Source organism: Hydrogenophaga sp. (assembly GCF_030373245.1).
GTDB lineage: Bacteria > Pseudomonadota > Gammaproteobacteria > Burkholderiales > Burkholderiaceae_C > Hydrogenophaga.
This window is the reverse complement of the sequence record NZ_JAUCZF010000002.1, coordinates 368,410-389,928: the sequence shown is the minus strand read 5'-3', so window position 1 is coordinate 389,928 and position 21,519 is coordinate 368,410. Positions and strand designations below refer to the sequence as shown.

The 21,519-nt window shown below is 66.5% G+C and carries 26 protein-coding genes; 20 read left to right on the top strand and 6 right to left on the bottom strand.

Annotated features, from left to right (window positions below; translation table 11 throughout):
- Positions 1 to 43: 43 nt before the first annotated feature.
- The 3 genes from QUV25_RS07280 (at position 44) to QUV25_RS07270 (ending at position 2,948) form a co-directional block, all read left to right on the top strand.
- On the top strand, positions 44 to 1,060 hold the full coding sequence (locus QUV25_RS07280; protein ID WP_300862767.1) for a TRAP transporter substrate-binding protein: 1,017 nt from the start codon (positions 44 to 46) through the stop codon (positions 1,058 to 1,060).
- 92 nt (positions 1,061 to 1,152) lie between these two features.
- Complete coding sequence (locus QUV25_RS07275; protein ID WP_300862766.1) at positions 1,153 to 1,659, top strand: TRAP transporter small permease; 507 nt, start codon at positions 1,153 to 1,155, stop codon at positions 1,657 to 1,659.
- Positions 1,656 to 2,948, top strand: a complete 1,293-nt coding sequence (locus QUV25_RS07270; protein WP_300862764.1) for a TRAP transporter large permease — start codon at positions 1,656 to 1,658, stop codon at positions 2,946 to 2,948. Before QUV25_RS07275 ends, QUV25_RS07270 begins: the two co-directional genes overlap by 4 nt.
- Here the strand turns inward: QUV25_RS07270 and QUV25_RS07265 are convergent.
- The 3 genes from QUV25_RS07265 to QUV25_RS07255 are packed head-to-tail and all read right to left on the bottom strand — an operon-like array spanning position 2,938 to position 6,054.
- Positions 2,938 to 4,272 (bottom strand): mechanosensitive ion channel domain-containing protein, encoded by a 1,335-nt coding sequence (locus QUV25_RS07265; RefSeq protein ID WP_300862762.1) that lies wholly within the window; start codon positions 4,270 to 4,272, stop codon positions 2,938 to 2,940. The genes QUV25_RS07270 and QUV25_RS07265 overlap by 11 nt on opposite strands.
- A 47-nt stretch (positions 4,273 to 4,319) precedes the next feature.
- Positions 4,320 to 5,108 (bottom strand): enoyl-CoA hydratase, encoded by a 789-nt coding sequence (locus QUV25_RS07260; protein WP_300862761.1) that lies wholly within the window; start codon positions 5,106 to 5,108, stop codon positions 4,320 to 4,322.
- Entirely contained in the window at positions 5,101 to 6,054 is a 954-nt protein-coding gene (locus QUV25_RS07255; RefSeq protein ID WP_300862760.1) for a histone deacetylase family protein, read from the bottom strand. The genes QUV25_RS07260 and QUV25_RS07255 overlap by 8 nt, the downstream gene beginning before the upstream one ends.
- 27 nt (positions 6,055 to 6,081) lie before the next feature.
- Here QUV25_RS07255 and QUV25_RS07250 point away from each other — a divergent pair, with 27 nt between their 5' ends.
- The 7 genes from QUV25_RS07250 (at position 6,082) to QUV25_RS07220 (ending at position 13,626) form a co-directional block, all read left to right on the top strand.
- Positions 6,082 to 7,002: a MoxR family ATPase gene (locus QUV25_RS07250; RefSeq protein WP_300862758.1), complete on the top strand. Its 921-nt coding sequence runs from the start codon at positions 6,082 to 6,084 to the stop codon at positions 7,000 to 7,002.
- A 199-nt stretch (positions 7,003 to 7,201) separates the two neighbouring features.
- Positions 7,202 to 8,173: a DUF58 domain-containing protein gene (locus tag QUV25_RS07245; RefSeq protein WP_300863081.1), complete on the top strand. Its 972-nt coding sequence runs from the start codon at positions 7,202 to 7,204 to the stop codon at positions 8,171 to 8,173.
- Positions 8,174 to 8,426: 253 nt separating this feature from the next.
- On the top strand, positions 8,427 to 10,505 hold the full coding sequence (locus tag QUV25_RS07240) for a DUF3488 and transglutaminase-like domain-containing protein (protein ID WP_300862756.1): 2,079 nt from the start codon (positions 8,427 to 8,429) through the stop codon (positions 10,503 to 10,505).
- Positions 10,506 to 10,663: 158 nt separating this feature from the next.
- Entirely contained in the window at positions 10,664 to 11,590 is a 927-nt protein-coding gene (gene mltB / locus QUV25_RS07235) for a lytic murein transglycosylase B (protein ID WP_300863080.1), read from the top strand.
- A 67-nt stretch (positions 11,591 to 11,657) separates the two neighbouring features.
- Entirely contained in the window at positions 11,658 to 12,491 is an 834-nt protein-coding gene (locus tag QUV25_RS07230) for a peptidoglycan DD-metalloendopeptidase family protein (protein ID WP_300863079.1), read from the top strand.
- Positions 12,492 to 12,551: 60 nt separating this feature from the next.
- Positions 12,552 to 12,938: a hypothetical protein gene (locus QUV25_RS07225; RefSeq protein WP_300862754.1), complete on the top strand. Its 387-nt coding sequence runs from the start codon at positions 12,552 to 12,554 to the stop codon at positions 12,936 to 12,938.
- A 256-nt stretch (positions 12,939 to 13,194) separates the two neighbouring features.
- Positions 13,195 to 13,626: a phage tail protein gene (locus tag QUV25_RS07220; RefSeq protein WP_300862752.1), complete on the top strand. Its 432-nt coding sequence runs from the start codon at positions 13,195 to 13,197 to the stop codon at positions 13,624 to 13,626.
- A 9-nt stretch (positions 13,627 to 13,635) separates the two neighbouring features.
- Here QUV25_RS07220 and QUV25_RS07215 read toward each other — a convergent pair whose 3' ends face one another.
- The gene (locus QUV25_RS07215; protein WP_300862751.1) at positions 13,636 to 14,349 is read right to left on the bottom strand and encodes an SOS response-associated peptidase family protein; all 714 of its coding nucleotides are present in this window, start codon (positions 14,347 to 14,349) and stop codon (positions 13,636 to 13,638) included.
- A gap of 55 nt (positions 14,350 to 14,404) precedes the next feature.
- Here QUV25_RS07215 and QUV25_RS07210 point away from each other — a divergent pair, with 55 nt between their 5' ends.
- From QUV25_RS07210 to QUV25_RS07165, 10 genes are all read left to right on the top strand, one after another.
- Complete coding sequence (locus QUV25_RS07210) at positions 14,405 to 14,878, top strand: YeeE/YedE thiosulfate transporter family protein (RefSeq protein ID WP_300862749.1); 474 nt, start codon at positions 14,405 to 14,407, stop codon at positions 14,876 to 14,878.
- Positions 14,875 to 15,333, top strand: a complete 459-nt coding sequence (locus tag QUV25_RS07205) for a YeeE/YedE family protein (RefSeq protein ID WP_300862746.1) — start codon at positions 14,875 to 14,877, stop codon at positions 15,331 to 15,333. Before QUV25_RS07210 ends, QUV25_RS07205 begins: the two co-directional genes overlap by 4 nt.
- A gap of 4 nt (positions 15,334 to 15,337) precedes the next feature.
- Positions 15,338 to 15,970 carry a DUF938 domain-containing protein gene (locus QUV25_RS07200; RefSeq protein ID WP_300862744.1) on the top strand — a complete coding sequence of 211 codons (633 nt, stop codon included), beginning with the start codon at positions 15,338 to 15,340 and terminating at the stop codon, positions 15,968 to 15,970.
- A 37-nt stretch (positions 15,971 to 16,007) separates the two neighbouring features.
- Complete coding sequence (locus tag QUV25_RS07195; protein WP_300862742.1) at positions 16,008 to 16,475, top strand: TerB family tellurite resistance protein; 468 nt, start codon at positions 16,008 to 16,010, stop codon at positions 16,473 to 16,475.
- 115 nt (positions 16,476 to 16,590) lie between these two features.
- The gene (locus QUV25_RS07190) at positions 16,591 to 17,124 is read left to right on the top strand and encodes an RcnB family protein (protein WP_300862740.1); all 534 of its coding nucleotides are present in this window, start codon (positions 16,591 to 16,593) and stop codon (positions 17,122 to 17,124) included.
- Positions 17,125 to 17,287: 163 nt separating this feature from the next.
- Complete coding sequence (locus tag QUV25_RS07185) at positions 17,288 to 18,235, top strand: nitronate monooxygenase (RefSeq protein WP_300862739.1); 948 nt, start codon at positions 17,288 to 17,290, stop codon at positions 18,233 to 18,235.
- Between the two features lie 66 nt (positions 18,236 to 18,301).
- Positions 18,302 to 18,886 carry a DsbC family protein gene (locus QUV25_RS07180; RefSeq protein ID WP_300862737.1) on the top strand — a complete coding sequence of 195 codons (585 nt, stop codon included), beginning with the start codon at positions 18,302 to 18,304 and terminating at the stop codon, positions 18,884 to 18,886.
- 60 nt (positions 18,887 to 18,946) lie between these two features.
- On the top strand, positions 18,947 to 19,087 hold the full coding sequence (locus tag QUV25_RS07175; protein WP_300862736.1) for a hypothetical protein: 141 nt from the start codon (positions 18,947 to 18,949) through the stop codon (positions 19,085 to 19,087).
- Positions 19,088 to 19,097: 10 nt separating this feature from the next.
- Positions 19,098 to 19,379, top strand: coding sequence for a DUF427 domain-containing protein (locus QUV25_RS07170; RefSeq protein WP_300862735.1), 282 nt, complete (start codon positions 19,098 to 19,100; stop codon positions 19,377 to 19,379).
- Positions 19,380 to 19,444: 65 nt separating this feature from the next.
- The gene (locus QUV25_RS07165; protein WP_300862733.1) at positions 19,445 to 20,413 is read left to right on the top strand and encodes a VCBS repeat-containing protein; all 969 of its coding nucleotides are present in this window, start codon (positions 19,445 to 19,447) and stop codon (positions 20,411 to 20,413) included.
- A gap of 6 nt (positions 20,414 to 20,419) precedes the next feature.
- On the opposite strand, the gene QUV25_RS07160 is transcribed toward QUV25_RS07165, so the two are convergent.
- Positions 20,420 to 21,013: an NAD(P)H-dependent oxidoreductase gene (locus QUV25_RS07160; protein WP_300862732.1), complete on the bottom strand. Its 594-nt coding sequence runs from the start codon at positions 21,011 to 21,013 to the stop codon at positions 20,420 to 20,422.
- An 84-nt stretch (positions 21,014 to 21,097) separates the two neighbouring features.
- Positions 21,098 to 21,499 carry a carboxymuconolactone decarboxylase family protein gene (locus tag QUV25_RS07155; protein WP_300862731.1) on the bottom strand — a complete coding sequence of 134 codons (402 nt, stop codon included), beginning with the start codon at positions 21,497 to 21,499 and terminating at the stop codon, positions 21,098 to 21,100.
- Positions 21,500 to 21,519: the final 20 nt, after the last annotated feature.

Here is a 21,519-nt window from a genome sequence, read left to right as displayed (position 1 = left end):
CGCTCCCCCGCCCTTTCCACCCCTGTTCCAGGAGATTCCCCTTATGAAGACCCGACACGCCCTGGCCGCCCTGAGTGCGACCACCTTGCTGATGGGCGCGCAAGCGTCGGCGCAGACGGTGTTTGCCGTCTCGAGCTGGCTGCCACCCACCCACACGCTGAGCGTGGTGCAAAAGGAATGGTGCGACCTGCTGGAGAAGGAAAGCGCCGGGCGCATGAAGTGCAACATCCTGCCCAAGGGCGTGGTTGCAGCCCCCGGCACCTTTGACGCGGTGCGAGACGGCCTGGCCGACATCTCCTACACGGTGGACGGCTACACGCCAGGGCGTTTCATCAACACCCAGGTGGCCGAGTTCCCGTTCCTGGGCGACAGCTCCACAGCCACCTCGGTCGCTTACCAGCGGATTTACAACAAGTACTTTGCGCCTCTGGGCGAGCACCGCGGCGTCAAGGCGCTGGCCGTGTTCACCCACGGCCCGGGCATCATCTTCAACACCAAGCAGCCGGTGAAGTCGGCTGCGGACGCCGCTTCGCTGAAGTTCCGCATCGGTGGCGGCAACATCAACGAACTGTCCAAGGCGATGGGCTGGAACACCACCCTCAAGCCCGCGCCGGAATCGTTCGAGCTGCTGTCCACCGGCGTCATGGACGGTACCTTCTTCCCCGACGAATCGGTGGCCTCGTTCAAGCTCAGCATGATCAAGCACGCCACCACCTTCCCGGGTGGCCTGTACAACACCAGCTTTGTCTTCATGATGAATCAGGGCAAGTACAACGCGCTGTCGGCGCAGGACAAGGCGGTGGTGGACAAACTGTCCGGCGAAACCGCCGCGCGCATGTTCGGCCAAGGCTGGGACAAGGTTGATGCCGCCAGTCGCGAAGGCGTGCAGAAGGCACAGGGCGTGGCCCGCATCCAGGCCGACAAGGCCTTCGTGAAGGCGGTAGCCGACAAGCAGGACTACCTGGAGACCAAGTGGGCAGCCAATGCCCAGGTCAAGGGACTGAAGGATCCGAAGAAGGTGCTGGCTGAATTCCGTGCTGAAATCGCCAAGGTGAAGTAAGCCGGGCGCCGGTCTCACACCGCCGAGCCGGCGGGGCTGTCGTTCATTCGCGGCCTCGCCGGTTTTTTGTTGATCTGGCCCGATACAAGCCCATGCTCAAAACCCTGGAAAAACTGCTGCGCTGGTCCACCGGACTGATGGCAGCCATGGCGCTTTTCGCCATCATGTGGCTCACGCTGCTGGACGTGATGGGACGCAAGTTTTTCAACAACTCCATCCCAGGCAGCCTGGAGATGACCGAAGTGTTGATGGTGATCGTGATCTTCGGCGCGCTGCCGCTCGTGTCCTGGCGCAGTGAGCACGTGGTGTTCGACTCGCTCGACCCGTTCATCCCGACCTGGCTCAAGGGCTTGCAGATGAGCATCGTCCACCTGATCTGCGCCGGTGTGTTCGGCTTCCTGGCCCAGCTGATCCTGATGCGGGCCGACCGCTTCGCCGAGTACGGCGACATCACCGTGTATCTGCAGCTGCCTCTGGCGCCTGTGGCCTGGGTGATGGCGGGTCTGCTGGCGATCACGGCGGCGGTGCACCTGCTGTTTGTGTTCGTGCGGCCACCGCCCGGTCATGTGGGTGCGCAGGAACCGGAAAGCGCAACATGATCGAAGCGGTGCTGGGTTTCCTGGCGGTGTTTGCACTCGCCTTTTTGCGGGTCCCACTGGCGATCGCGATGTCGATCGCGGGCATTGTCGGCCTGGGCTTGATGCGGGGCTGGCAACCGGCCTTCGCCAGCACCAGCCAGGTGGTGTTCGAGACCGGCTTTCACTACACGCTGTCGGTCATCCCGCTGTTTGTGCTCATGGGCAACTTCGTCGCCCGTGCCGGCATGGCGCGCGAACTTTTCAACGCCGCCAACGCTTTCGTCGGTCACCGGCGTGGTGGCCTGGCCATGGCCAGCATCATCGCCTCGGGTGGCTTTGGCTCGATCTGCGGTTCATCGATTGCGACCGCCGCCACCATGTCGCGCGTGGCCTACCCGCAGATGAAATCCCACGGCTACAAGGACACGCTGGCCACCGGCGCCATCGCCTCGGGTGGCACACTCGGCATCCTGATCCCGCCGTCGACCATCCTGGTGATCTACGGCATCATCACCGAGACCGACATCGGTCGGCTCTTCATCGCCGGCATCCTCCCCGGTCTGGTGGCCATCACCTGCCTGTGTCTGGCGGTGGTTTTTGTGACCTGGCGCGACCCCGAAGCCGGACCGCCCGCCGAGCGGTACACCGCGCGACAGCGCCTGGCGGCGGTCAAGGGCATCTGGGGCGTGGCGCTGCTGTTTGTGCTGGTCATCGGCGGCATCTACGGCGGCGTGTTCACCGCCACCGAGGGCGCTGGCGTGGGTGCGGCAGGTGCCTTTCTCTTTGCGCTGGCGCGACGCACGCTGACACCGAAGCTGCTGATGGAGGTGCTGATGGAGAGCACCCGAACCACCGCCATGCTGTTCACCATCCTGATCGGCGCAATGATCTTCACCAGCTTCATCAACTTCACCAGCATGCCGGCCGACCTGCGCGACTTCGTGCTGCAGTTCAGCCCGAACCCGGTGATGGTGGTGGTGATGATGATGGGCATCTACCTCGCGCTGGGCATGGTGATGGAAGAGCTGGCCATCGTGCTGCTGACCATTCCGGTGTTTTTCCCGGTGATCACCGCGCTGGGCTTTGATCCGGTGTGGTTCGGCATCCTGATCGTGACCATCGTGGAGATTGGCATGATTTCGCCGCCGGTGGGGCTGAACCTGTTTGTGCTCAGCTCGCTGCTGCCCACGGTTTCACTGAACACGATCTACCGCGGTGTCTGGCCCTTTGTGGTGGCCGACATCGGACGGCTTGGCATCCTGATCGCGTTCCCTGCCATCGCGCTGTGGCTGCCAGGCTTCATGTCGTAGGAGAAGGGGTCGGCGACAGCGGCGGCTTCATGTGCAGCACGCGCTGCGGGTAGGGAATCTCGATGCCGTTGTCCCGCAGCGACTTCAGAATGCTGCGGTTGACCAGCGAGCGCAGGTTGAGCTGACCGTTTTCCGGGTCCGCGATCCAGTACCCCAGGGTGAACTCCAGGCCGTCGGCGCCGAAGGCTGACAAGGCCACCGAGGGACCGGGGTCCTTGAGCACGCGATCCTGCGACAAGGCGGCCTCCTCCAGCAGCCGGGTGACCACGTCGACATCGCTCTCGTAAGCGACCGACACCACGGTCGATTGCCACACCTTGGGGTCGGCCAGCGAGAGGTTCTCGACCCGGTTGATGATGAGGAGCTCGTTGGGCACGATGGACTCTCGCCCTGTCAGCGAGCGGATGACGGTGTAGCGCGCATTGATGTCCGTGATGCGGCCTTCAAAATTGTCGACCCGCACATTGTCGCCAATGCGCATGCTGCGCTCGGCCAAAATCACGAAACCACTCACGTAGTTGGAAGCCAGCTTTTGCAGGCCAAAACCAATGCCCACACCGATGGCGCCGCCCAGGACAGAGAGCGCGGTGAGGTCGATGCCCACGGCCGACAGCGCAATGATCAGGCCGACGAACATCAGCATGGCGCGCGTAGCGTTGCTCACCGCCTTGCGCAGCGAAAGGTCGCCTCCGACAGCAGAGCGCAGCAACCGGGTTTCGATGGCGGCCGAGATCCAGAGCGCGAGGATCAGCACCGCCACCGCGGTGAGCGCGCCTTCGATCAGGGTGCGCACACTGATCTGTGAGCCACCGATCTTCCAGGTGATCTGATCCAGTTCGGCCAGCACCACCGGCAGCAGGCCGCTGACCCACAGCACCATGGCGATCCAGGCCAGCCAGGAGATGGAGCGCTCCATCACCTTCACCCACGGCGCCGACGCAAACGCCAGCTGCAACACCTTCACGCCGAAGCGGATCACCACCAGCGCGATCAGCACCGGGATCACCACCTTGAAGGTGGCCACGGGCAAAAACTTCAGCAACAGCGCTCGCGCCAGGTAGCCCAGCAACAGCAGCAACAGGGGAAACAGCAGGCCGTCGAACAGACGACGCCCGAACAGCACCGAACGCCGCTCGTCGCGCATCCCCAGCGCCTGCCGCAAAGCGGCCGACAGACCCCAGGCCAGCAGCACGCAGGCGATCAGTGCAGCCACCTCGATCAACACGGTGGGTCGCAAAAAGCTGTCGAGCCACAGGCCAAAGTCGTCGATTGGAGCCGACACGCCGGACGTAGGCGCTGGCGTGATGGTGGTGGTCGTCGTCATCGGTAGGTCAGAACAAAAAGGGCAAACGCGTCGAAGGTCGGCCGACCTCAGCCGCGCCAGCTCGGTGCGCGCTTGTCGATGAAGGCCTGCACGCCTTCCTGCGCCACCTCGCCGGCCATGTTGCAGGCCATGGTCTGCCCCGCGAGCTGGTAGGCCGAGGCCAGACCGGTTTCGAGCTGGCGGTAGAACAGGGTCTTGCCCAGCGCAATGGCCTCGCGCGGCTTTTGCAGGATGCGCTCCACCAGCGCCGCCATCTCGGCATCGAGCAGCTCGGCGCTCACCACGCGGTTCACCAGACCGCGTGCCTTCGCTTCCGCCGCGGTGATGAAGTCACCCGTGAGCAGCATTTCCATCGCCTGTTTGGGCAGGATGTTGCGCGACAGGGCCACGCCGGGTGTGGCGCAGAACAGGCCCACGTCAATGCCGTTGACACCAAAGGTGGCGCTCTCGACCGCCACCGCCAGGTCGCATTGCGCCACCAGCTGGCAGCCTGCGGCCGTGGCCAGACCTTGCACGCGCGCGATCACCGGGAGCTCCAGCGCGCGGATCGACAACATGAGCCGCGAGCAGCGCGCAAACAGCGCCTGGTAATAAGCCAGCTGCGGCTGCGCCTTCATTTCCTTGAGGTCGTGGCCAGCGCAAAAAGCCCGGCCCTCGGCAGCGATCACCACCACCCGCGCCTTCGAATCGGCTGCAATGGCGTCGATGGCCGCCTGCAAGGCCGCCAGCATGGCTTCGGACAGAACGTTGAAGCTGCGCGGCGCAGCCAGCGTGAGCGTGTGCACGCCGCGCGCATCGTGCGTGTGGCGCAGCGGTGAGCTGACGGCTTCAGACATCGGCCAGCACCCGCAAATGGGCCTCCACGCTGCGCGCCAGCGCACTCAGGGCATAACCGCCCTCCAGGCAGCTCACGATGCGGCCTTGCGCATGTTTCAACGCGATGTCCTTGATGCGCTGGGTGAGCCAGGTGTAGTCCTCTTCCACCAGCGCCATCTGCCCCATGTCGTCTTCGCGGTGGGCGTCGAAACCGGCGCTGATGAAGACCATCTCGGGCTGGTGCTGCTCCAGGCGCGGCATCCAGACCGATTCGGCCAGCTCGCGAACAGCCATGCCCTTGGTGTAGGCGGGCACAGGCAGATTCACCAGGTTGGGACCCTGCGCGTGGTTCCAGGCCGGGTAGAACGGGTGCTGGTAAAAGCTGCACATGAGGATGCGCTCGTCACCCTGCACGATGTCCTCGGTGCCGTTGCCGTGGTGCACATCGAAGTCGATGATGGCCACACGCTTGAGACCGTAGCGCGCCAGCGCGTACTTCGCGGCCACCGCCACGTTGTTGACGAAACAAAAGCCCATGGCCTGGTTGCGGGTGGCATGGTGCCCGGGAGGGCGCACAGCGCAAAACGCATTGGCCACCTCGCCGGCCATCACCGCGTCGGTGGCGTCGATGGCCGCGCCAGCGGCCACAAGGATCGCGTCCCAGGAATGGATGTTGATGGACGTGTCGGGATCGACCTGCGCGTGTTGGGGGCCGCCGGCCGTGATTTCGTCACGAAGTCCGTCGGAAAGCCCCCTCAGGGAGGCCAGGTGCATGCGACCATGTGCGAGCTCCAGGTCGGCCAGCGAGGCCGGGGTGGCTTCGCGCTGATCCAGCGCCGCGTCCAGCCCGGTGATGAGCAGGCGGTCCTGGATCGCATCCAGCCGCTCGGGGCATTCAGGGTGCCCGGCGCCCATCTCGTGGCGCCAGCAATCGGGGTGGGTGAAATAACCGGTGGCCTGGCCCATCAATCTTTTTCCGTTAAGGTTCGCGGCATGCTCGCAGACACCAACATTCGACAATTGCTGAATCAGCTTAACACGGTCATTGTGGGGAAAAACGCCCAGGTGAGCGACTGTGTGGCCTGCCTGCTGGCAGGCGGGCACCTGCTGATCGAGGACGTGCCGGGGGTGGGCAAAACCACCTTGGCCCATGCGCTGTCGCGCGCCTTTGGCCTGCAGTTTTCGCGCGTGCAGTTCACCGCCGATCTGATGCCCAGCGATCTGGTCGGGGTGTCGGTCTACGAGCGCGGACACGAGGGCTTCGTGTTCCATCCAGGCCCGGTGTTTGCCCAGGTGCTGCTGGCAGACGAGATCAACCGCGCCAGCCCCAAGACCCAGAGTGCCTTGCTGGAAGCCATGGAAGAAAAGCAGGTCACGGTCGAGGGTGAAACGCGCGCCCTGCCCACGCCGTTTTTTGTCATCGCCACGCAAAACCCGCACGACCAGCTCGGCACTTATGCCCTGCCCGAATCGCAGCTGGACCGCTTTCACATGCGGATCTCGCTGGGCTACCCAGACCGCGCCGCTGAGCGCGAGTTGCTGCGTGGCGAGGACCGTCGTCATATGGTCGATGGCCTCGCGCCGGTGCTGTCGGTTGAAGCGCTCGCTCAGCTGCAGCAGCAGGTGGCGACGGTGCACACCGCCGAGCCGGTGATCGACTACCTGCAAGACCTGGTGGCCGCCACCCGCTCGGGCCGCTGGTTCGCCCAGGGTCTGTCGCCCCGCGCCGCGCTGGCGGTGGTGCGCGCGGCCAAGGCGCAGGCGTTTTTGAGCGGGCGCGACTACGTGGCGCCGGACGATATCGCCGCCATCCTGCCGCAGACCACGGCGCACCGCCTGATTCCGGTGGCCGACGCCGGCCGCGGCTCGCTGGAGCAGGTGCGCGCGATGCTGGAAGCGGTGCCGTTGCCGTGAATTCCCCCCGCGCCGGCTTCGCCGTCATCCGCTCAGGGGGGCGATGCCTGTGGCCTGGCCAAGCCAGTTCCAGGGCATGTCTTGCCTGGGGGCGCTTCGCGCCGGCGAAGTGGTGGACGTCCAAGGCGAGGCAACACTTCAGGTTTGCGCATTGAACGCCGTCGCCGCACCCCGGTATTCCTGGCACCGCTTCAACCCGCTGGCGCTGGCACGCACTCGCCTGCGCCGGTGGTTCCACAACCGCCTACCCGCCACCGACACGCTGACGCTGACGCAGCGCAACGTCTACATCCTGCCGACCCGCCCGGGCTGGATGCTGGCGTTCACGCTGTTGGTGCTGCTGGTGGGCAGCATCAATTACCAGCTCAACCTGGGTTACCTGCTCACCTTCTTGCTGGCGGGCAGCGCAGTGGTGGGCATGCACGTCTGCCACGGCAACCTGCGCGGCGTCACCCTTCACCTGAGCCCGCCGGCACCGGTGCACGCGGGCCAGCCGGTGTTGCTCGACATTCGCCTCAGCAGCGATCTCAAGCGACCGCGCTATGGCCTCGGTCTGGGCGTGGTGGCGACCGGCAGCGAAGCGCCTCACCTGGCCTGGATCGACGTGCCCGCCCAGGGCAGCTCGGTGATCCAGGTGGCGTGGCAGGCGCCGCGGCGCGGACTGCTGGCCCTGCCAGCGCTCACAGCCCAGACCCTGTTTCCGCTCGGCACTTTCCGCGTCTGGACCGTGTGGCGGCCGGCGGCGCAGGTGCTGATTTACCCGGCGCCGGAAGCCCACGCACCGCCGCTGCCACCCGGCGAGCCGCTGGGAGGCCAGGCCAGCGGGTCTCAGGCGCAGAGCACGGGTGAATTCGATGGCGTGCGCGCCTACCGCCGGGGCGACCCGATCAAGGCAGTGGTCTGGAAAAAAGCGGCTCAAGCGTTTGCCAGCGGGCGTGACCAGCTCGTGAGCCGCGAAGCGCAGAACGCCCAGCGCCAGCAACTCTGGCTGGATCACGCCCGGTGCGGCGCCAACGACCTGGAAACCCGCCTGTCGCGGCTCACCGCCTGGGTCTTGCTGGCCGAGCGGCTGGGGCTGGACTACGGCCTGCGACTGCCTGGCCAGGTCATCTCGCCGGACCAGGGGATGAGCCACCGCAACCGCTGCCTGGAGGCGCTGGCGAGGGTATGAAGAAGCACCCCCCTGCGCCGCTTCGCGTCTTCCCCCCTCACCTGCGGGAGGGGGGGCCACACCAGCTGCCCGGCCAAGCCGGTTCTGCGGTGTGTGCTGGGTGGGGCACGCGCTACGGAGGCAGTCGGGCTCACCCCCCTGTGCCGCTTCGCGTTTTCCCCTCTCTCCTGCGGGAGGAGGAACCACACCAGCTGCCCGGCGAAGCCGGTTCCACGGCTGCCCTGGGGGGCTTCCCCTCTGCGGTGAGATCACTATGTTGACCAAGGCCTCTTCTTCGCTGAAGAGTAACTTCGGCGCAGGGCGCCGACCAGCGCAGCGGTGGAGCGCGGGAGTCCAATCACTGCCTCGAGACACGCGCGACACCTTGTTTCTGCTCGCCGTCATCGGCTGGGTGGTGGTGATGCAGGTGGCTCACATCCCCTGGTGGTGCAGTGTGCTGACAGCGGGTGTGCTGGTCTGGCGCGCGCGCCTGGCGTTGCGCAATCAGCCGCTGCCCGGCTGGCGGTTGCGGCTGGGCCTGTTGGTGGTGACGCTGGTCGCCACCTGGATCACCCACCAGACGCTGCTCGGGCGCGACGCGGGCGTGACGCTGGTGGTGGTGTTGCTCGCGCTCAAGACGCTGGAGCTGCGCGCGCGGCGCGACGCGTTCGTGATCTTCTTCCTCGCCTTTTTTGCCCTGCTGACCCACTTTTTCTATTCGCAGTCGCTGCTGACCGCGGCCGGCATCCTGATCGCGCTGCTGGGCCTGTTGACTGCGCTGGTCAATGCCCACCTGCCGGTGGGTCGCCCGCCGTTGATGCAGTCGGCCCGAACCGCGGGCGGTATGGCGCTGCTGGGTGCGCCCATCATGCTGGTGCTGTTTCTGCTGTTTCCGCGCATGGCACCGCTCTGGGGCCTGCCCGACGACGGCATGACAGGGCGCAGTGGTCTCTCCAACACCATGAAGGTGGGCGAGATTGCCAAGCTGGTGCTGGACGACCGCACCGCGCTGCGTGTCCGCTTTGAAGGCCGCCCGCCGCCGCAAGCCCAGCTGTATTTCCGTGGCCCGGTGCTCAGCGACTTCGACGGCGTGGAATGGCGCCCCCTGCGATCGGGCTTTCCAGCGCAGATGGCCTTGCCGGCCAACCTGCAGGTGGCCGGCGAACCGGTGCGCTACCAGATCACGATGGAGCCCAACCAGCGTCCCTGGCTGTTGATGCTCGAAGCCACGCTCGAGGCACCCCGCCTGCCCAGTGGCGAGGCCCGCATGACGGCCGACCTGCAGTGGCGCACCGACCGCCCGGTGAGCGAACGCCTGCGCTTCGACGCGGTGAGCTACCCGCAGTTTCGCCACGGCCCCGCAGAGCAGGTGGTGGGCCTGCAAGACCATCTGGAACTGCCGCCCGGCTACAACCCGCGCACCCTCGCGCTGGCCCAGGACCTGCGCCGCGAGTTCGGTGCCGGGCCACAAAACGCACCTGCGCTGGTGGATGCGGTGATGAATCGGCTGCGCACCGGCGGCTACAGCTACACGCTGGATCCCGGCGTCTACGGCGCCAACACGGCCGACGAGTTCTGGTTCGACCGCCGCGAGGGATTTTGCGAACACATCGCCTCCAGCTTCGTGATTCTCATGCGCGCCATGGACATCCCGGCGCGCATCGTCACCGGCTACCAGGGGGGCGAGCTCAACGGCGTGGACGGCTACTGGACGGTGCGCCAGCGCGATGCCCACGCCTGGACCGAAGTCTGGCTGCAGGGCCAGGGCTGGGTGCGGGTGGACCCCACCTCGGCCGTGGCTCCGGGGCGCACCGGCTCGCTGGAACGGCTGAGCGCGCCTGAAGGCCTGTTCGCCGGCGCGGTGCGCACCCTCAACCCCACCCTGGCGGCGCAGCTGCGCGACCTGTGGGAAGCGGTCAACAGCGGCTGGGACCAGTGGGTTCTCAACTACACCCAGGGCCAACAGCTCAACCTGCTCAAAAACCTGGGCTTCTCGGCGCCGAGCTGGACCGACCTGGCCTATGTGCTGATCGGTGTGGTGGTGCTGGTGAGCCTGGCCGGCGCGACCTGGACGCTGTGGGAACGCCAGCAGCACGACCCCTGGCTGCGCCTGCTGCGGCGCACGGCCGCTCGCCTGCGGCGACTGGGCCTCACCGACCACGAAACGCTCACCCCCCGAGGCCTGGCGCAGCGCGTGCGCCAGCACTGGGGCGACACCGCCTTTGCCTACAACCTGAGCGACTGGCTGTTGCGCCTGGAAGCACAACGCTACGCGCGCAACAGCCCGCTCACGCTGGCTACACTCCAGGCGGAGTACCAGCAACTTGGCTGGCCCAGGGAGCCCAAGCGTTGACCGTTCACTCTATTCTGATCGCCGCGCGCCGCGCCGCGCTGCTGACATGCCTCTGTCTGACCACCCTGCCCGGCGCGGCGCAGGCCTCGGGCAAGGTGGCAGCCAAGTCGCGGCCCCCGCCAGCGCCCGCTTTTCTTTACGCTCAGAGCGAAGCCGCCATGGCCTTCGCCGACGACCTCGCCGCCCGGCGCGATCTCGACCCGGCCTGGGTGCGCGATCAGGTCGGCCAGGCGCAGCGCCTGCCGCAGGTCTCGCGGCTGATGGCACCTGCCCCCCGGGGCACGCCCAAGAACTGGGCCGCCTACCGCGCGCGCTTCATCGAACCGGTGCGCCTGCGCGCCGGCCAGCGCTTCTGGGAAGACCACCGCGAAACGCTCTCGCGCGCTGAAGCCGAATTCGGCGTGCCGGCCAGCCTGATCGTGGGCGTGATCGGAGTGGAAACGCTGTGGGGCCAGCACACCGGCAACTTCCGCGTCATCGACGCACTGACCACCCTGGCCTTTGACTTTCCGCAGAGCCACCCGCGTGCCTCGGCGCGCACCGAGTTTTTCCGTGGCGAGCTGGAGCAGTTCCTCAGCCTCACCCGCCGCACAGGGCTCGATCCGCAAACCCTGCGCGGCAGCTACGCCGGCGCCATGGGCTGGCCGCAGTTCATGCCCAGCAGCTGGGTGAAGTACGCGATCGATTTTGATGGCGACGGCAGGGTCGACCTGTTCAACAGCCCGGCCGACATCATCGGCTCGGTGGCCCACTACTTCCAGGCCTTTGGCTGGCAACCGGGAATGCCCACGCACTACCCGGTCAACCTCAGCCCCACCGCCGACCTGGACACCCTGCTCGCGCCCGACATCCTGCCCAGCTTCAGCGTGGCCAGCTTCACCGCCAAGGGCGCGTTGCTCGACGGCACAGCGCTGGAGCACAGCGGCAAGCTCGCCCTGGTGGAGCTGGAAAACGGCGCGGCGCCGCGCAGCTTCGTCGCCGGCACAGACAACTTCTACGTCGTCACCCGCTACAACTGGAGCAGCTACTACGCCATGGCGGTGATCGAGCTCGGCGAAACCATCCAGGCCCAAATGCGGCCCTGATGCAAACCTGACGCGCGGCCCCGATCGCACCGTGACCAACTGGCACCCCACCCGCCGTTCCGCCCTGTTGGCCACCATCGGCGCGCTGGTGACGGGCCGCTCCACCTGGGCCTCGGAGACCGACGCCTGGCCCCGCGCCTCGGCCGTGCCCGGTGGCGTGGTGCGCCTGCCCCTGGGCGCCGCGCCCAGTCGCCCCGAGGCCGCGGCCGATGGTGTGCCGTTGCTGGTGCTTGGCGACCCCGCGGGCTGGACCGTGTTGCTGGGCATCCCGCTGTCGGCGCCACTAGGGAAAGCTTCGATCGAGCTGCGCACAGCGGGCGAGCCACCGCGCCACGTCGGCTACACCATTGCGCCCAAGCGCTACGCCGAACAGCGGCTGCGCGTGGCGCCCAAGACGGTGGACCTCTCCCCCGAAGACCTGGCCCGCCACAACCGCGAACGCGCCCACCAGCAAACCGTGATCGCCACCTTCAGCGAAGCACCCGCCGCGTGGTCAGAACAGCCCGAGGCCATGCGCATGCAGGCGCCCGTGCTCGGCCCGCGATCCAGTTCCTTCGGCCTGCGCCGCGTATTCAACGGCCAGCCCCGCAGCCCCCACAGCGGCATGGACATCGCCGCACCCACCGGAACCCCCGTGCTGGCCCCGCTGGCCGCACGGGTGATCGACACCGGCGACTACTTCTTCAACGGCCACACCGTCTGGCTCGACCAGGGCGGCGGCCTGCTCAGCATGGTCTGCCACCTGAGCGCCATCGACGTCGCCGTGGGCGATACCCTGGAAGCGGGCCAGCGCCTGGGCGCGGTCGGCGCCACCGGCCGCGTGACGGGGCCGCACCTGCACTGGGGCGTCATGCTGAATCGGGTCATGGTCGATCCGGCGCTTTTTCTAGACGTGGTGTGAGCAATGGGTCTGCGGACAGTTTGAAGTTTGAATAGTTAGTATTTGGTCCCAATTCTTCGTATGATTAAATTGTCAGCATTGCGAAATTCAACACTCGAAGAGTGTGCGCGGTGGCGTGAAACCTCCAGGTTCGCACCATTCTTGTTGGCAGTCTCGGTTTTGGGTTTCCTATTACTGAACTACTTTTTCACGCTTAACTCCCTGGCAATTACAGCCGGGGCAATTGCCGGAATTTCAGCTTCGCTGGGACACCTCGGTGTGGCGATTCGCGATCAGCGAGTGCAAGCCATTTCTTTGCTGCTTTTACTTGTTTCAGTGCTAGTTTTTCCACCTACATCCAAGTCTTTGGCAGGCTTGGCAATGCTTAATGGGTTCGTCGCTGGGACTGGTTCTTTTTCGATTGTGTTTTTACTGGTCTCTCTGTACCTGAGGTTTGAAAATGAGTAGTTTTTTGGCTGGGAAATTAGAAGGATTAGGGAACTAGTAAAGCCAGGGAGGAATTAGGGGCAAACTCCAATTCTCGCCCTGGCGATGACTGCCAGCTGAACTGACTCGCGCAAATCACTCGCCGAAGGGATGCGTGAGCGCCGCACTTGCGGTACGGTGGTGGGGCATTGCTTCCCACCACATCAACCTTGCCGAACGCCCCATGCGCGCACCCGCCCCTGTTGCCCGGCTCTGGCATCACCTGAGGAGATGGTTCATGAACCCAGCCCTTTGCAACAACCACTTTCAGGTCGAGTGGGGTGGCCGGCGCATCGGCTTCGTGTCGGTGAGCGGTCTGTCCACCGAGGTCGACATCACGCCCTTTCGCGAAGGCCCATCGCGGGACGGCGCCGCCAGGCTGGTGCCGGGCCTGCAGCGTTTTGCGCCGGTGGTGCTGACGCGGGCCATCGAGCCGGGTGACAACGAGTTTTTCGAATGGATGAACACGGTGCGCGGGAGCGAGGCCGAGCGGCGCGACGTGAGCATCAACCTGCTCAACGCCAGCCACGAACCGGTGGTGAGCTGGCGGCTGCGCGCCGCCTTTCCGTGTCGTCTGGACTACGGGCCGCTGAATGCGCTGGGAAGCGACATCGCCACCGAATCGCTGACGCTGGTGCACGAAGGCCTGGCGGTTCAGCACGCTGGCTGACCACTGCACTCACCAGTCGAGTGAGGCCTGCGGCGTCTCGGGCAGCGGCGGGCGTTGAGCGGCATTGCGCGGCGCCGGCTCGCCTTGCAGCCCATCCGGTGAGCCACCGACCAGCATGGCTTGTGCCTCGTCGACCGACGCGCCCAGCCAGCCCTTGAACGCCTGCGGCGGCACCACCACCAGGCGCCGCTTCTCGTCGCCCGGGCGGTGCATGCGGCGCAGCACCGGGTGGTCGTCGGCGTTCACCGTGAGCAGCGAAAAACTGCGCACGCTTTCGCCCGTGGCGCGGTCGACCCAGTGTTCGTGCAGCCCCGCCACCGCAAACGGCGCGCGGTCGGGCTGGTGCAGGCGCCAGCGCACCGCTCGCCCGGTTTCCCAGCAGGGCTCGAAGTAGTGATCCATCGGCGCGAGCGCCCACTGCCGCTCGCGCCAGGGTGCGCGGTAGCTCGGCTTCTCGGCCACGGTTTCGCTGCGCGCGTTGTAGGTGCGCCGGGACAGCGTGGTGGCCTGCTCGGCATCGCGGCACCAGCGCGGCACCAGCCCGTAGCGCGCCAGCTGGCAATGCACCCCGCCCGCCGCATCGCGCAGCAGGATGGGCGCGAGGTAGCCCGGAAAGGTCTCGACCGGCCAGGGTTCGGCCGGCACCCCCAGGCGCCCCAGACCGCCCAGCTCGGCCAGTGCCAACAGGTGAGTCGGCGTGGCCGGCGTGTAGTTGGTGCACATGGTTTTGATTGTCGCCGCCAGCGGCTCCGCGGACACCCCCCGATAATTTGTCGCCATGCAACTTCTCCAAGACCTTTTTCCTTTCGGCTGGCAGCACTACCTGCTCGGCGGCCTGATCATCGGCAGCGGCGTCGCGCTGTTGTTCGTCTTCACCGGCCTGGTCGGCGGCATGAGCACGGTGTTCAGCTCCAGCTGGTCGTTTGTGCTGCGCACGCCGTTTTTCCACCAGGTGCGGTTCACCAGCTCGCGCGGCTGGCGGCTGGTCTACGCGACGGGCCTGGTGCTGGGGGCGCTGGTCTGGTGGCTGCTGCTGGGCGATGGCGCACCGCTGCGCACCGAGGTGCCGGCGGGCCTGTTGCTGCTGGGTGGCTTTTTTGTGGGCTACGGCGCGCGGCTGGGCAACGGCTGCACCTCGGGCCACGGCATCTGCGGCCTGGGGTCGCTGCAGCTGCCGTCGCTGCTGGCGGTGCTCACCTTCATGGGCACGGCGTTTCTCACCGCCAACCTCGTAGCGTGGTGGCTGCCATGAGCGCTGTCATGCCCAACAGCGCACCCCAACAAGCCCCGGGCAACGCGCTGCGCCTGCGCGAGTTCGCCGTGGTGCTGGTGTGCGGCGCCTTGTTCGGCTTTGGCCTGGCGCTGTCCACCATGGTGCAGCCCGACGTGGTGCTGAGCTTTTTGCGCTTCGAAGACTGGGGCCTGATGCTGGTGATGGGCGGCGCCGTGGTGGTGACGCTGCTGGCCTACCAGCTGGCGCCGCGCTGGCTGGGCCGCCCGCTGCTGGGCGAGCGCTTCCACAGCCACGTGGCCAGCTGGAACCGCGACACCGTGCAGGGCTCGGCGCTGTTCGGCGTGGGCTGGGGCCTGTGCGGCGTGTGCCCTGGACCTGCGATCGCAGCCCTGGGCACAGGTAACTGGGCGCTGCTCTGGGCGCTGGCCGGCATTGCGCTGGGCGCGCTGGCCCAAGGCTTGCGCGCCCGTTGAGCCTGTGAACCATCTGCCTTTCAGCCCGGCGGCCGAGCGCAACCAGCAACCCATTCTGGAGCGATTGCAGGCGCTGCTGCCCGAGCGCGGCAGCGCGCTGGAAATCGCTTCGGGCACCGGGCAGCACGCAGTGGCGTTCGCGCAGCAGCTGCCCGGCTGGACCTGGCAGCCCACCGAGGCCGACGAAGCGCTGGTGAAGGCCATCGATGCGCGGGTGCAGATTGAGGGCTTGTCAGCGCGCGTGCGCCCTGCGCTTGGCCTCGATGTGCTCGCCCGCGCCTGGCCCATCCAGCGCGAAGGTCAACCCGAGGCGTTTGACCTGATTTTTTGCGCCAACCTGTTGCACATCGCTCCCTGGCCGGTTTGCGGTGGCCTGATGCAGGGCGCAGCGATCCACCTCGCCCCGGGCGGCGTGCTGGTCACCTACGGACCCTACCTGGAACACGGCGTGCCGACCTCGCCGGGCAACCAGGCCTTCGACGCCAACCTGCGCGCCAGCAACCCGGCGTGGGGGCTGCGCCAGCTGGACGACGTGGTCGAGCAGGCCGAGCAAGCCGGCCTTGTGCTGCGCGAACGCCACGCCATGCCCGCGAACAACCTGCTGCTGGTCTGGGCCCGGGAACCTGCGGACCACTGACCAGCTCCATCCTGTCTGCTTTCAGCCATCGACCTCCATGCTCAGAACCCTCAAAGACCTGCTCAACAGCCTGACCGAGGCTTCCTCTAACACCAGCCCGCAAGACCAGGAACACCAGCTGCAGCTCGCCACCGCGGTGCTGCTGGTCGAGGTGCTGCGCGCAGAACCCACGCTGGATGCGGCGGAACGAGCGACCGTGGTCACCGCGCTGCGCAACAAATTCAGCCTGCATGACAACGAGATCGCCGCGCTGATCGAACTGGCACAGGACACGGCGCACACCGCCTACGACTACCAGCGCTTCACCAGCCAGCTCAACGAGCGCTTCACCCAGGAGCAGAAAATCCGCGTCGTCGAGGCCATGTGGCAGGTGGCTTATGCGGACGCGCACCTCGACGCGAATGAGAACCACGTGATCAGCAAGGTGGCCGGTCTGCTGCACGTGACGCATGGCGAATACATCGCCGCCAAGCTGCGCGCCAAGGAAACCGCCGGACTGAGTTGAGGCGGGGCGGGCCTGCACAGCCAGCAACCCAACTTTGCAAATCTGGGTCTGCGCTTTACCCTGGCGACACAAGGCTCAGCCACCATGCAGACACCCCAACCCCAGGAGTGTCCCCATGAAATCCACCAAACTGATCAGCGCCGTGCTCGCCACCGCCTTGGGCATGAGCGCTCTGCCCGCGTTTGCCCAGCATGACCACGGAGCAAGCGACCCGCGCGGCAAAAGCGTTCAGCAGCAGCGCCAGGACAATCGCGTCGAGCGACGCGAAGACATCTACGAGCGGCGCGACGATCGGCGAGATGACCGCTACGAGCGGCGCGACGATCGGCGAGATGACCGCTACGAGCGGCGCGACGATCGGCGAGATGACCGCTACGAGCGACGCGCCGACCGACACGATGACCGCTACGACCGCCGCGACTTCCGCCAGGACCAGCGCCGTTATTACTACAACGCACGCGGCCCCGAGTTCCGCCGTGGCGCCTACCTGCCGCGCGAATACCGCAACCAGCAGTACGTGGTGGTGAACCACCGCGTGCATCGCCTGGCGCCGCCGCCGCACGGCCAGCAGTGGGTGCAGGTGGGCGGCGACTATGTGCTGGTCGCCATTGCCACCGGCATCATCGCCAGCATCATCCTCGCGCGCTGATCGAAGGCCGCCTCGGCACCGCACCTCAACGCACCGCCCCAGGCTGCCGGGCCCAGACCCGGCAGCCTTTTTCAGGACCACGCCAGTGGCGGTAACGCGAGCGACAAGCGCCGGGCGGCTATCGCCACAACAATGTGCGTTTGCCTTGTTGGCCAGGAGCCCCATGCAAACCCATCCCAACCGCGTACTCGCTCACACTGGCGCGCGCTACCCCATCGTGCAGGCCCCCATGGGCTGGATCGCCCGCTTTCCGCTTGCCTCGGCCGTCTCGCGCGCAGGCGGGCTGGGCATCATCGAAACCTCGTCGGGTGAGACCGCGAACTGCCAGGCCGAGATCACGAAGATGGCGGCCACCGGTCTGCCGTTCGGCGTCAACCTGCCGATCCGTTTTCTCAAGGACGACGCCATGCTGCGCTTCGTCTGCGACTCGGGTGTGAAATTCGTGACCACCTCGGCCGGCAGCCCGGCCAAGTTCATCGCTCCGCTGAAAAGCGCGGGCATCACGGTGTACCACGCCGTCCCCACGGTAGAGACCGCGCTCAAGTGCGTCGACGCCGGCATCGACGGCCTGGTGGTCGAGGGCGCCGAGGGCGGTGGCTTCAAGAATCCAGAGGAGGTCTCCACCCTGGTGCTGCTGCAGGCGATCCGCGCGCGGGTCGACGTGCCCATGATCGCGGCCGGTGGCATCGTGGACGGCCGCGGCATGGCCGCTGCGTTTGCCCTGGGCGCCGAAGCGGTGCAGATGGGCACGCGCTTTGTCTGCAGCGCGGAGAGCCCGGTGCACGACAACTTCAAACAGGCCATCGTGCAGGCCGGCGACACCGGTACCTGGGTGCTCAACAAAAAGGCCAGCCCCTGCATTCGCGCGCTGAAGTCGCAACGCACGGCTGAAATTCACGAGGCAGGCGTGATGCCGCCCGACACCTTCGCCGGCATCCAGCGCGTGTACTTCGACGGCGACATGGAGGCCGCGCCAGCCCTGGCCGGCCAGAGCGCCGGGCTGATCACAGGGGTGATGACCGCGCAGCAGATCATCGACGAGATGGTGGCCGGGTTCTTCGAAGCCACGGCGCGGCTGGGCCAGCTGGCGCACGCGCGCAGCTTCGGCTGAGCCCGACAGATGGCGACGCGGCACAATCGGATCATCGCGCTTTTGCTCGTTCCGCTCCCCGAGACCATGCCCTCCTTTCGCACCCTCACCCTCCCGCTCTTCGCCTCTGTTGCCTTGATGATTGCCGCCTGCTCGCCGCAGGACAGCACACCCGCTCCAGCTGCCGCCGCACCGATCACCGTCGATCAGGCCCACAGCGCCCTGAGCGCCGAGGGCAAGGGCTTCACCGTGGGCGCGCTCATGAGCGCCAACCCGGTCTACGTGCTGTTCGATCCGCAGTGCCCGCATTGCGGCCACCTGTGGAACGCCTCGCTTCCGCTGCACAACAAGGTCAAGTTCGTCTGGTTGCCGGTGGCCATCATCAACGCCAAGAGCCTGCCCCAGGGCGCGGCGCTGATGCAGGCGGCCCAGCCGCTGGAGACCATGAACGCTCACGAGCAGTCCATCCTGGCTGGCCAGGGTGGCATGTCGGCCCCGTCCAGCGTGCCCGACGACGTTGCCAAGGCCATCGCGACCAACACCACCCTGCTCAACCGGCTGGGCGCCGACTCGGTGCCCTTCATCGTCGCGCGCCAGCCGCAAACGGGTCAGGTCATCACCCGCGCCGGATCCATGGCGACGCAGGATCTGGCCGGCTGGCTGGGTCTCTGATTTCCCTCGTTTCTGGCTTAACATCCGCCGATTCCACCCGAATCCTCACAGGAGTACCTCATGGGCAAAGAACAGCGCAACGAAAAGATGGCCAAGAAGCCGAAGAAGGACACTTCCGCACCCAAGGGTCCGGTCACCTCAGACCGTCCCACGCCGCCGATGACCGCCGTGATCCCTCGCGGCAAAGAGAAAACCAAATGAGGCCAGCCTCATGAAGGCCACCTGGAACGGCGTGGTCGTGGCCGAGAGCGACGACACGGTGCTGGTCGAGGGCAATCACTACTTTCCCGAAAGCTCGCTCAAACGGGAGTACGTGACCTTCAGCAACCACCGCACCAGCTGCCCCTGGAAAGGCCAGGCCAGCTATTACTCGCTCCTGGTCAATGGCGAGATCAATCCCGACGCCGCCTGGACCTACCCTGACCCCAAGCCCGAAGCCGACAACATCCGCGGCCGCGTGGCGTTCTGGAAGGGCGTCAAGGTCGCTGCCTGAGCGTGCACCGGCGCCTGGCGGCGCTGCGCGGTGTAAGACCTGAGCGGCATGCGCGACCGATGCGCATGTCCTCATCGCTGCACCTTCCTCTTTTTGTCTCCCGGCTGAAGCCGGTCCTGGGTGTCCTGCTCACCTGCCTGAGCCTGCATCCGCTGACAGCGACCGCCATGGGCCTGACCGTGGCCCCCCAGGCCCAGTCCTGCAGCCCCATCGAGCGCGCTTCACATCGCCAGCAAGCGCAGCCTGCCGAAGCGCAACAGCGCATTCCCGAAAGCCAGGTGGTGGCCGGTCAGCACGATCTGGCCTGGGTCTGGCTTGGGTCTCCTACCCGGCGCTATCCCCATGGTGCACTGGGCTCGCCGGTGCACGCGGGCAGCGTGCACGCCAAGGTGAAAGCCCGCAGCGGTGGCTGGCAGATCGTCGAGCTGACGCTGCCGCTGAACCGGGTCTACGAGGACCGGGTGCCGCGCATCGTCGACCTGGACCGCGACGGCCGTGAGGAAATCCTGCTGATCGAAGCCGACGCCCTGCGCGGCGCTTCGCTGGTGGTCCTGGGCATCGACCCCACCCAAGACAAGCCCCGCCTGGTCGAACTCGCCCGAGGTCCGTACGCCGGCTCCACCTTCCGCTGGCTCAACCCGGTGGGGGTGGCCGACTTCGATGGCGACGGCCAGCTCGACCTCGCCACCGTGACCACGCCGCACATCGGCGGTGTGCTGCAGCTGCTGCATTACCGTCCGCCGGCCCTGGTGCCGTTTGCGCGCGCGCTGGATGTGTCCAACCACCGCATGGGGGCCCTGGAGCAGGACCTCGCGGTGATCGTGATGCAACCCGACCAGCGTCCCACCATCGTGCTGCCCGACATGACCCGTCGCGCCTTGCACGCGCTGCGCTGGGATGCCCCGGGCCAGTGGACCGAGCTGGCCGATCTGAAGCCTCTGCCCGGGCTCATTGAGCGGCTCACACCGCAGCCTCAAGGGGCCTGCGCCACGCTGGCCGACGGCCGTGCGATGCGCGTCACGTTAACGCACTGAACCCCCTCAAGCCCCCTCTCGCCCGAGTTTGCGCAGCCGGGCCTTCCATTTCGCCACGCCCTTTTCGCCGAGCTGATCCACCATCCCGATCAGCGTTTCGTTGACTGGCGCAAAGCCCACAAAACCCAGGATGTTGCGCTCCAGCGATTTGACGCTGTGCGCACGGTAAAACCAGCGGTAGGCCAGCGCCGGCATACCCATGGTCACCACCACCCGCGCCGACCGTCCCGACAGCGGCTTGTGGCCGAAGGGCTTGGCACCTTCGGGACCGACTGCAAAGCCCGGCCGCGCCACCTGCTCCAGAAAGGCCTTGAGCAGTGCGGGCATATCGCCCAGCCAGAGTGGAAAGAAGATCACCACATGCTGTGCCCAGGCGATGTCATCCTGCGCCGGCTGGAGCACGGGCGGTACGGGCTCGTGGTGCCAGGCCTGGGCGGTTCTCAGCACCGGAAAGTCAAGCGCTCCAACTCGCAGGCGGCGTACGGCGTGCCCAGCCGACTGCGCACCCTCGGCATAGGCGTCGACCAGCGCGCGATTGAGGTGCTGGCTCACCGTGTCGGGGTGGCCTTCAATGAGCAGGATGCGGCGGACTTCGGTCATGGCATGGCCTCCAGATGGCAACGCTTGCAATGCTCCACCTGCTGCGCGCCCGCTGCATTGACGAGCGTCAATCCTCTGCGCCAGTCACCCGCGATCGAACACCGGGTCCAGCGGCACCTGCAAACCGGTGGCGAGCTGATTGGTCTTGGACGCGAGCATGACGATGGACAGCAGCTCGGCGTGCTGCTCGTTCGTCATGCCCTTGGCGGTGGCCGAGGCGGTGTGCGAGTGCACGCAGTAGCTGCAGCCATTGACGATGGAGGCGGTGATGTAGACCATTTCCTTGGTCAGCGGGTCCAGGCTGGAAGGAGTGGCCATGACGCGCTTGACCTCGGCCCACGTGGCTTCCAGCAGGGTGGCGTCGAACGCCAGGTAGCGCCAGAGGTTGTTGATGAAGTCGGTCTGGCGCGTGGCGCGGATGTCGTCGAACACAGCCTTCACGCGTGGATCGGCTTCGGGGTTGGCGGGGGGTGCGATGGTGGACATGTGTTTTCTCGCAGGAAGTG

Coding starts and splice junctions, on each gene's coding strand:
- QUV25_RS07255 (WP_300862760.1), bottom strand. CDS start 6,054: ATGGGCCAGGCCACCGGTTATTTCACCCACCCCGATTGCTGGCGCCAC.
- QUV25_RS07155 (WP_300862731.1), bottom strand. CDS start 21,499: ATGTCCACCATCGCACCCCCCGCCAACCCCGAAGCCGATCCACGCGTG.
- mltB (WP_300863080.1), top strand. CDS start 10,664: ATGGCCTTCGCCGACGACCTCGCCGCCCGGCGCGATCTCGACCCGGCC.
- QUV25_RS07280 (WP_300862767.1), top strand. CDS start 44: ATGAAGACCCGACACGCCCTGGCCGCCCTGAGTGCGACCACCTTGCTG.
- QUV25_RS07250 (WP_300862758.1), top strand. CDS start 6,082: ATGCTCGCAGACACCAACATTCGACAATTGCTGAATCAGCTTAACACG.
- QUV25_RS07210 (WP_300862749.1), top strand. CDS start 14,405: ATGCAACTTCTCCAAGACCTTTTTCCTTTCGGCTGGCAGCACTACCTG.
- QUV25_RS07180 (WP_300862737.1), top strand. CDS start 18,302: ATGCCCTCCTTTCGCACCCTCACCCTCCCGCTCTTCGCCTCTGTTGCC.
- QUV25_RS07185 (WP_300862739.1), top strand. CDS start 17,288: ATGCAAACCCATCCCAACCGCGTACTCGCTCACACTGGCGCGCGCTAC.
- QUV25_RS07220 (WP_300862752.1), top strand. CDS start 13,195: ATGAACCCAGCCCTTTGCAACAACCACTTTCAGGTCGAGTGGGGTGGC.
- QUV25_RS07215 (WP_300862751.1), bottom strand. CDS start 14,349: ATGTGCACCAACTACACGCCGGCCACGCCGACTCACCTGTTGGCACTG.
- QUV25_RS07175 (WP_300862736.1), top strand. CDS start 18,947: ATGGGCAAAGAACAGCGCAACGAAAAGATGGCCAAGAAGCCGAAGAAG.
- QUV25_RS07165 (WP_300862733.1), top strand. CDS start 19,445: ATGTCCTCATCGCTGCACCTTCCTCTTTTTGTCTCCCGGCTGAAGCCG.
- QUV25_RS07275 (WP_300862766.1), top strand. CDS start 1,153: ATGCTCAAAACCCTGGAAAAACTGCTGCGCTGGTCCACCGGACTGATG.
- QUV25_RS07265 (WP_300862762.1), bottom strand. CDS start 4,272: ATGACGACGACCACCACCATCACGCCAGCGCCTACGTCCGGCGTGTCG.
- QUV25_RS07225 (WP_300862754.1), top strand. CDS start 12,552: ATGATTAAATTGTCAGCATTGCGAAATTCAACACTCGAAGAGTGTGCG.
- QUV25_RS07240 (WP_300862756.1), top strand. CDS start 8,427: ATGTTGACCAAGGCCTCTTCTTCGCTGAAGAGTAACTTCGGCGCAGGG.
- QUV25_RS07195 (WP_300862742.1), top strand. CDS start 16,008: ATGCTCAGAACCCTCAAAGACCTGCTCAACAGCCTGACCGAGGCTTCC.
- QUV25_RS07190 (WP_300862740.1), top strand. CDS start 16,591: ATGAAATCCACCAAACTGATCAGCGCCGTGCTCGCCACCGCCTTGGGC.
- QUV25_RS07160 (WP_300862732.1), bottom strand. CDS start 21,013: ATGACCGAAGTCCGCCGCATCCTGCTCATTGAAGGCCACCCCGACACG.
- QUV25_RS07270 (WP_300862764.1), top strand. CDS start 1,656: ATGATCGAAGCGGTGCTGGGTTTCCTGGCGGTGTTTGCACTCGCCTTT.
- QUV25_RS07260 (WP_300862761.1), bottom strand. CDS start 5,108: ATGTCTGAAGCCGTCAGCTCACCGCTGCGCCACACGCACGATGCGCGC.
- QUV25_RS07170 (WP_300862735.1), top strand. CDS start 19,098: ATGAAGGCCACCTGGAACGGCGTGGTCGTGGCCGAGAGCGACGACACG.
- QUV25_RS07205 (WP_300862746.1), top strand. CDS start 14,875: ATGAGCGCTGTCATGCCCAACAGCGCACCCCAACAAGCCCCGGGCAAC.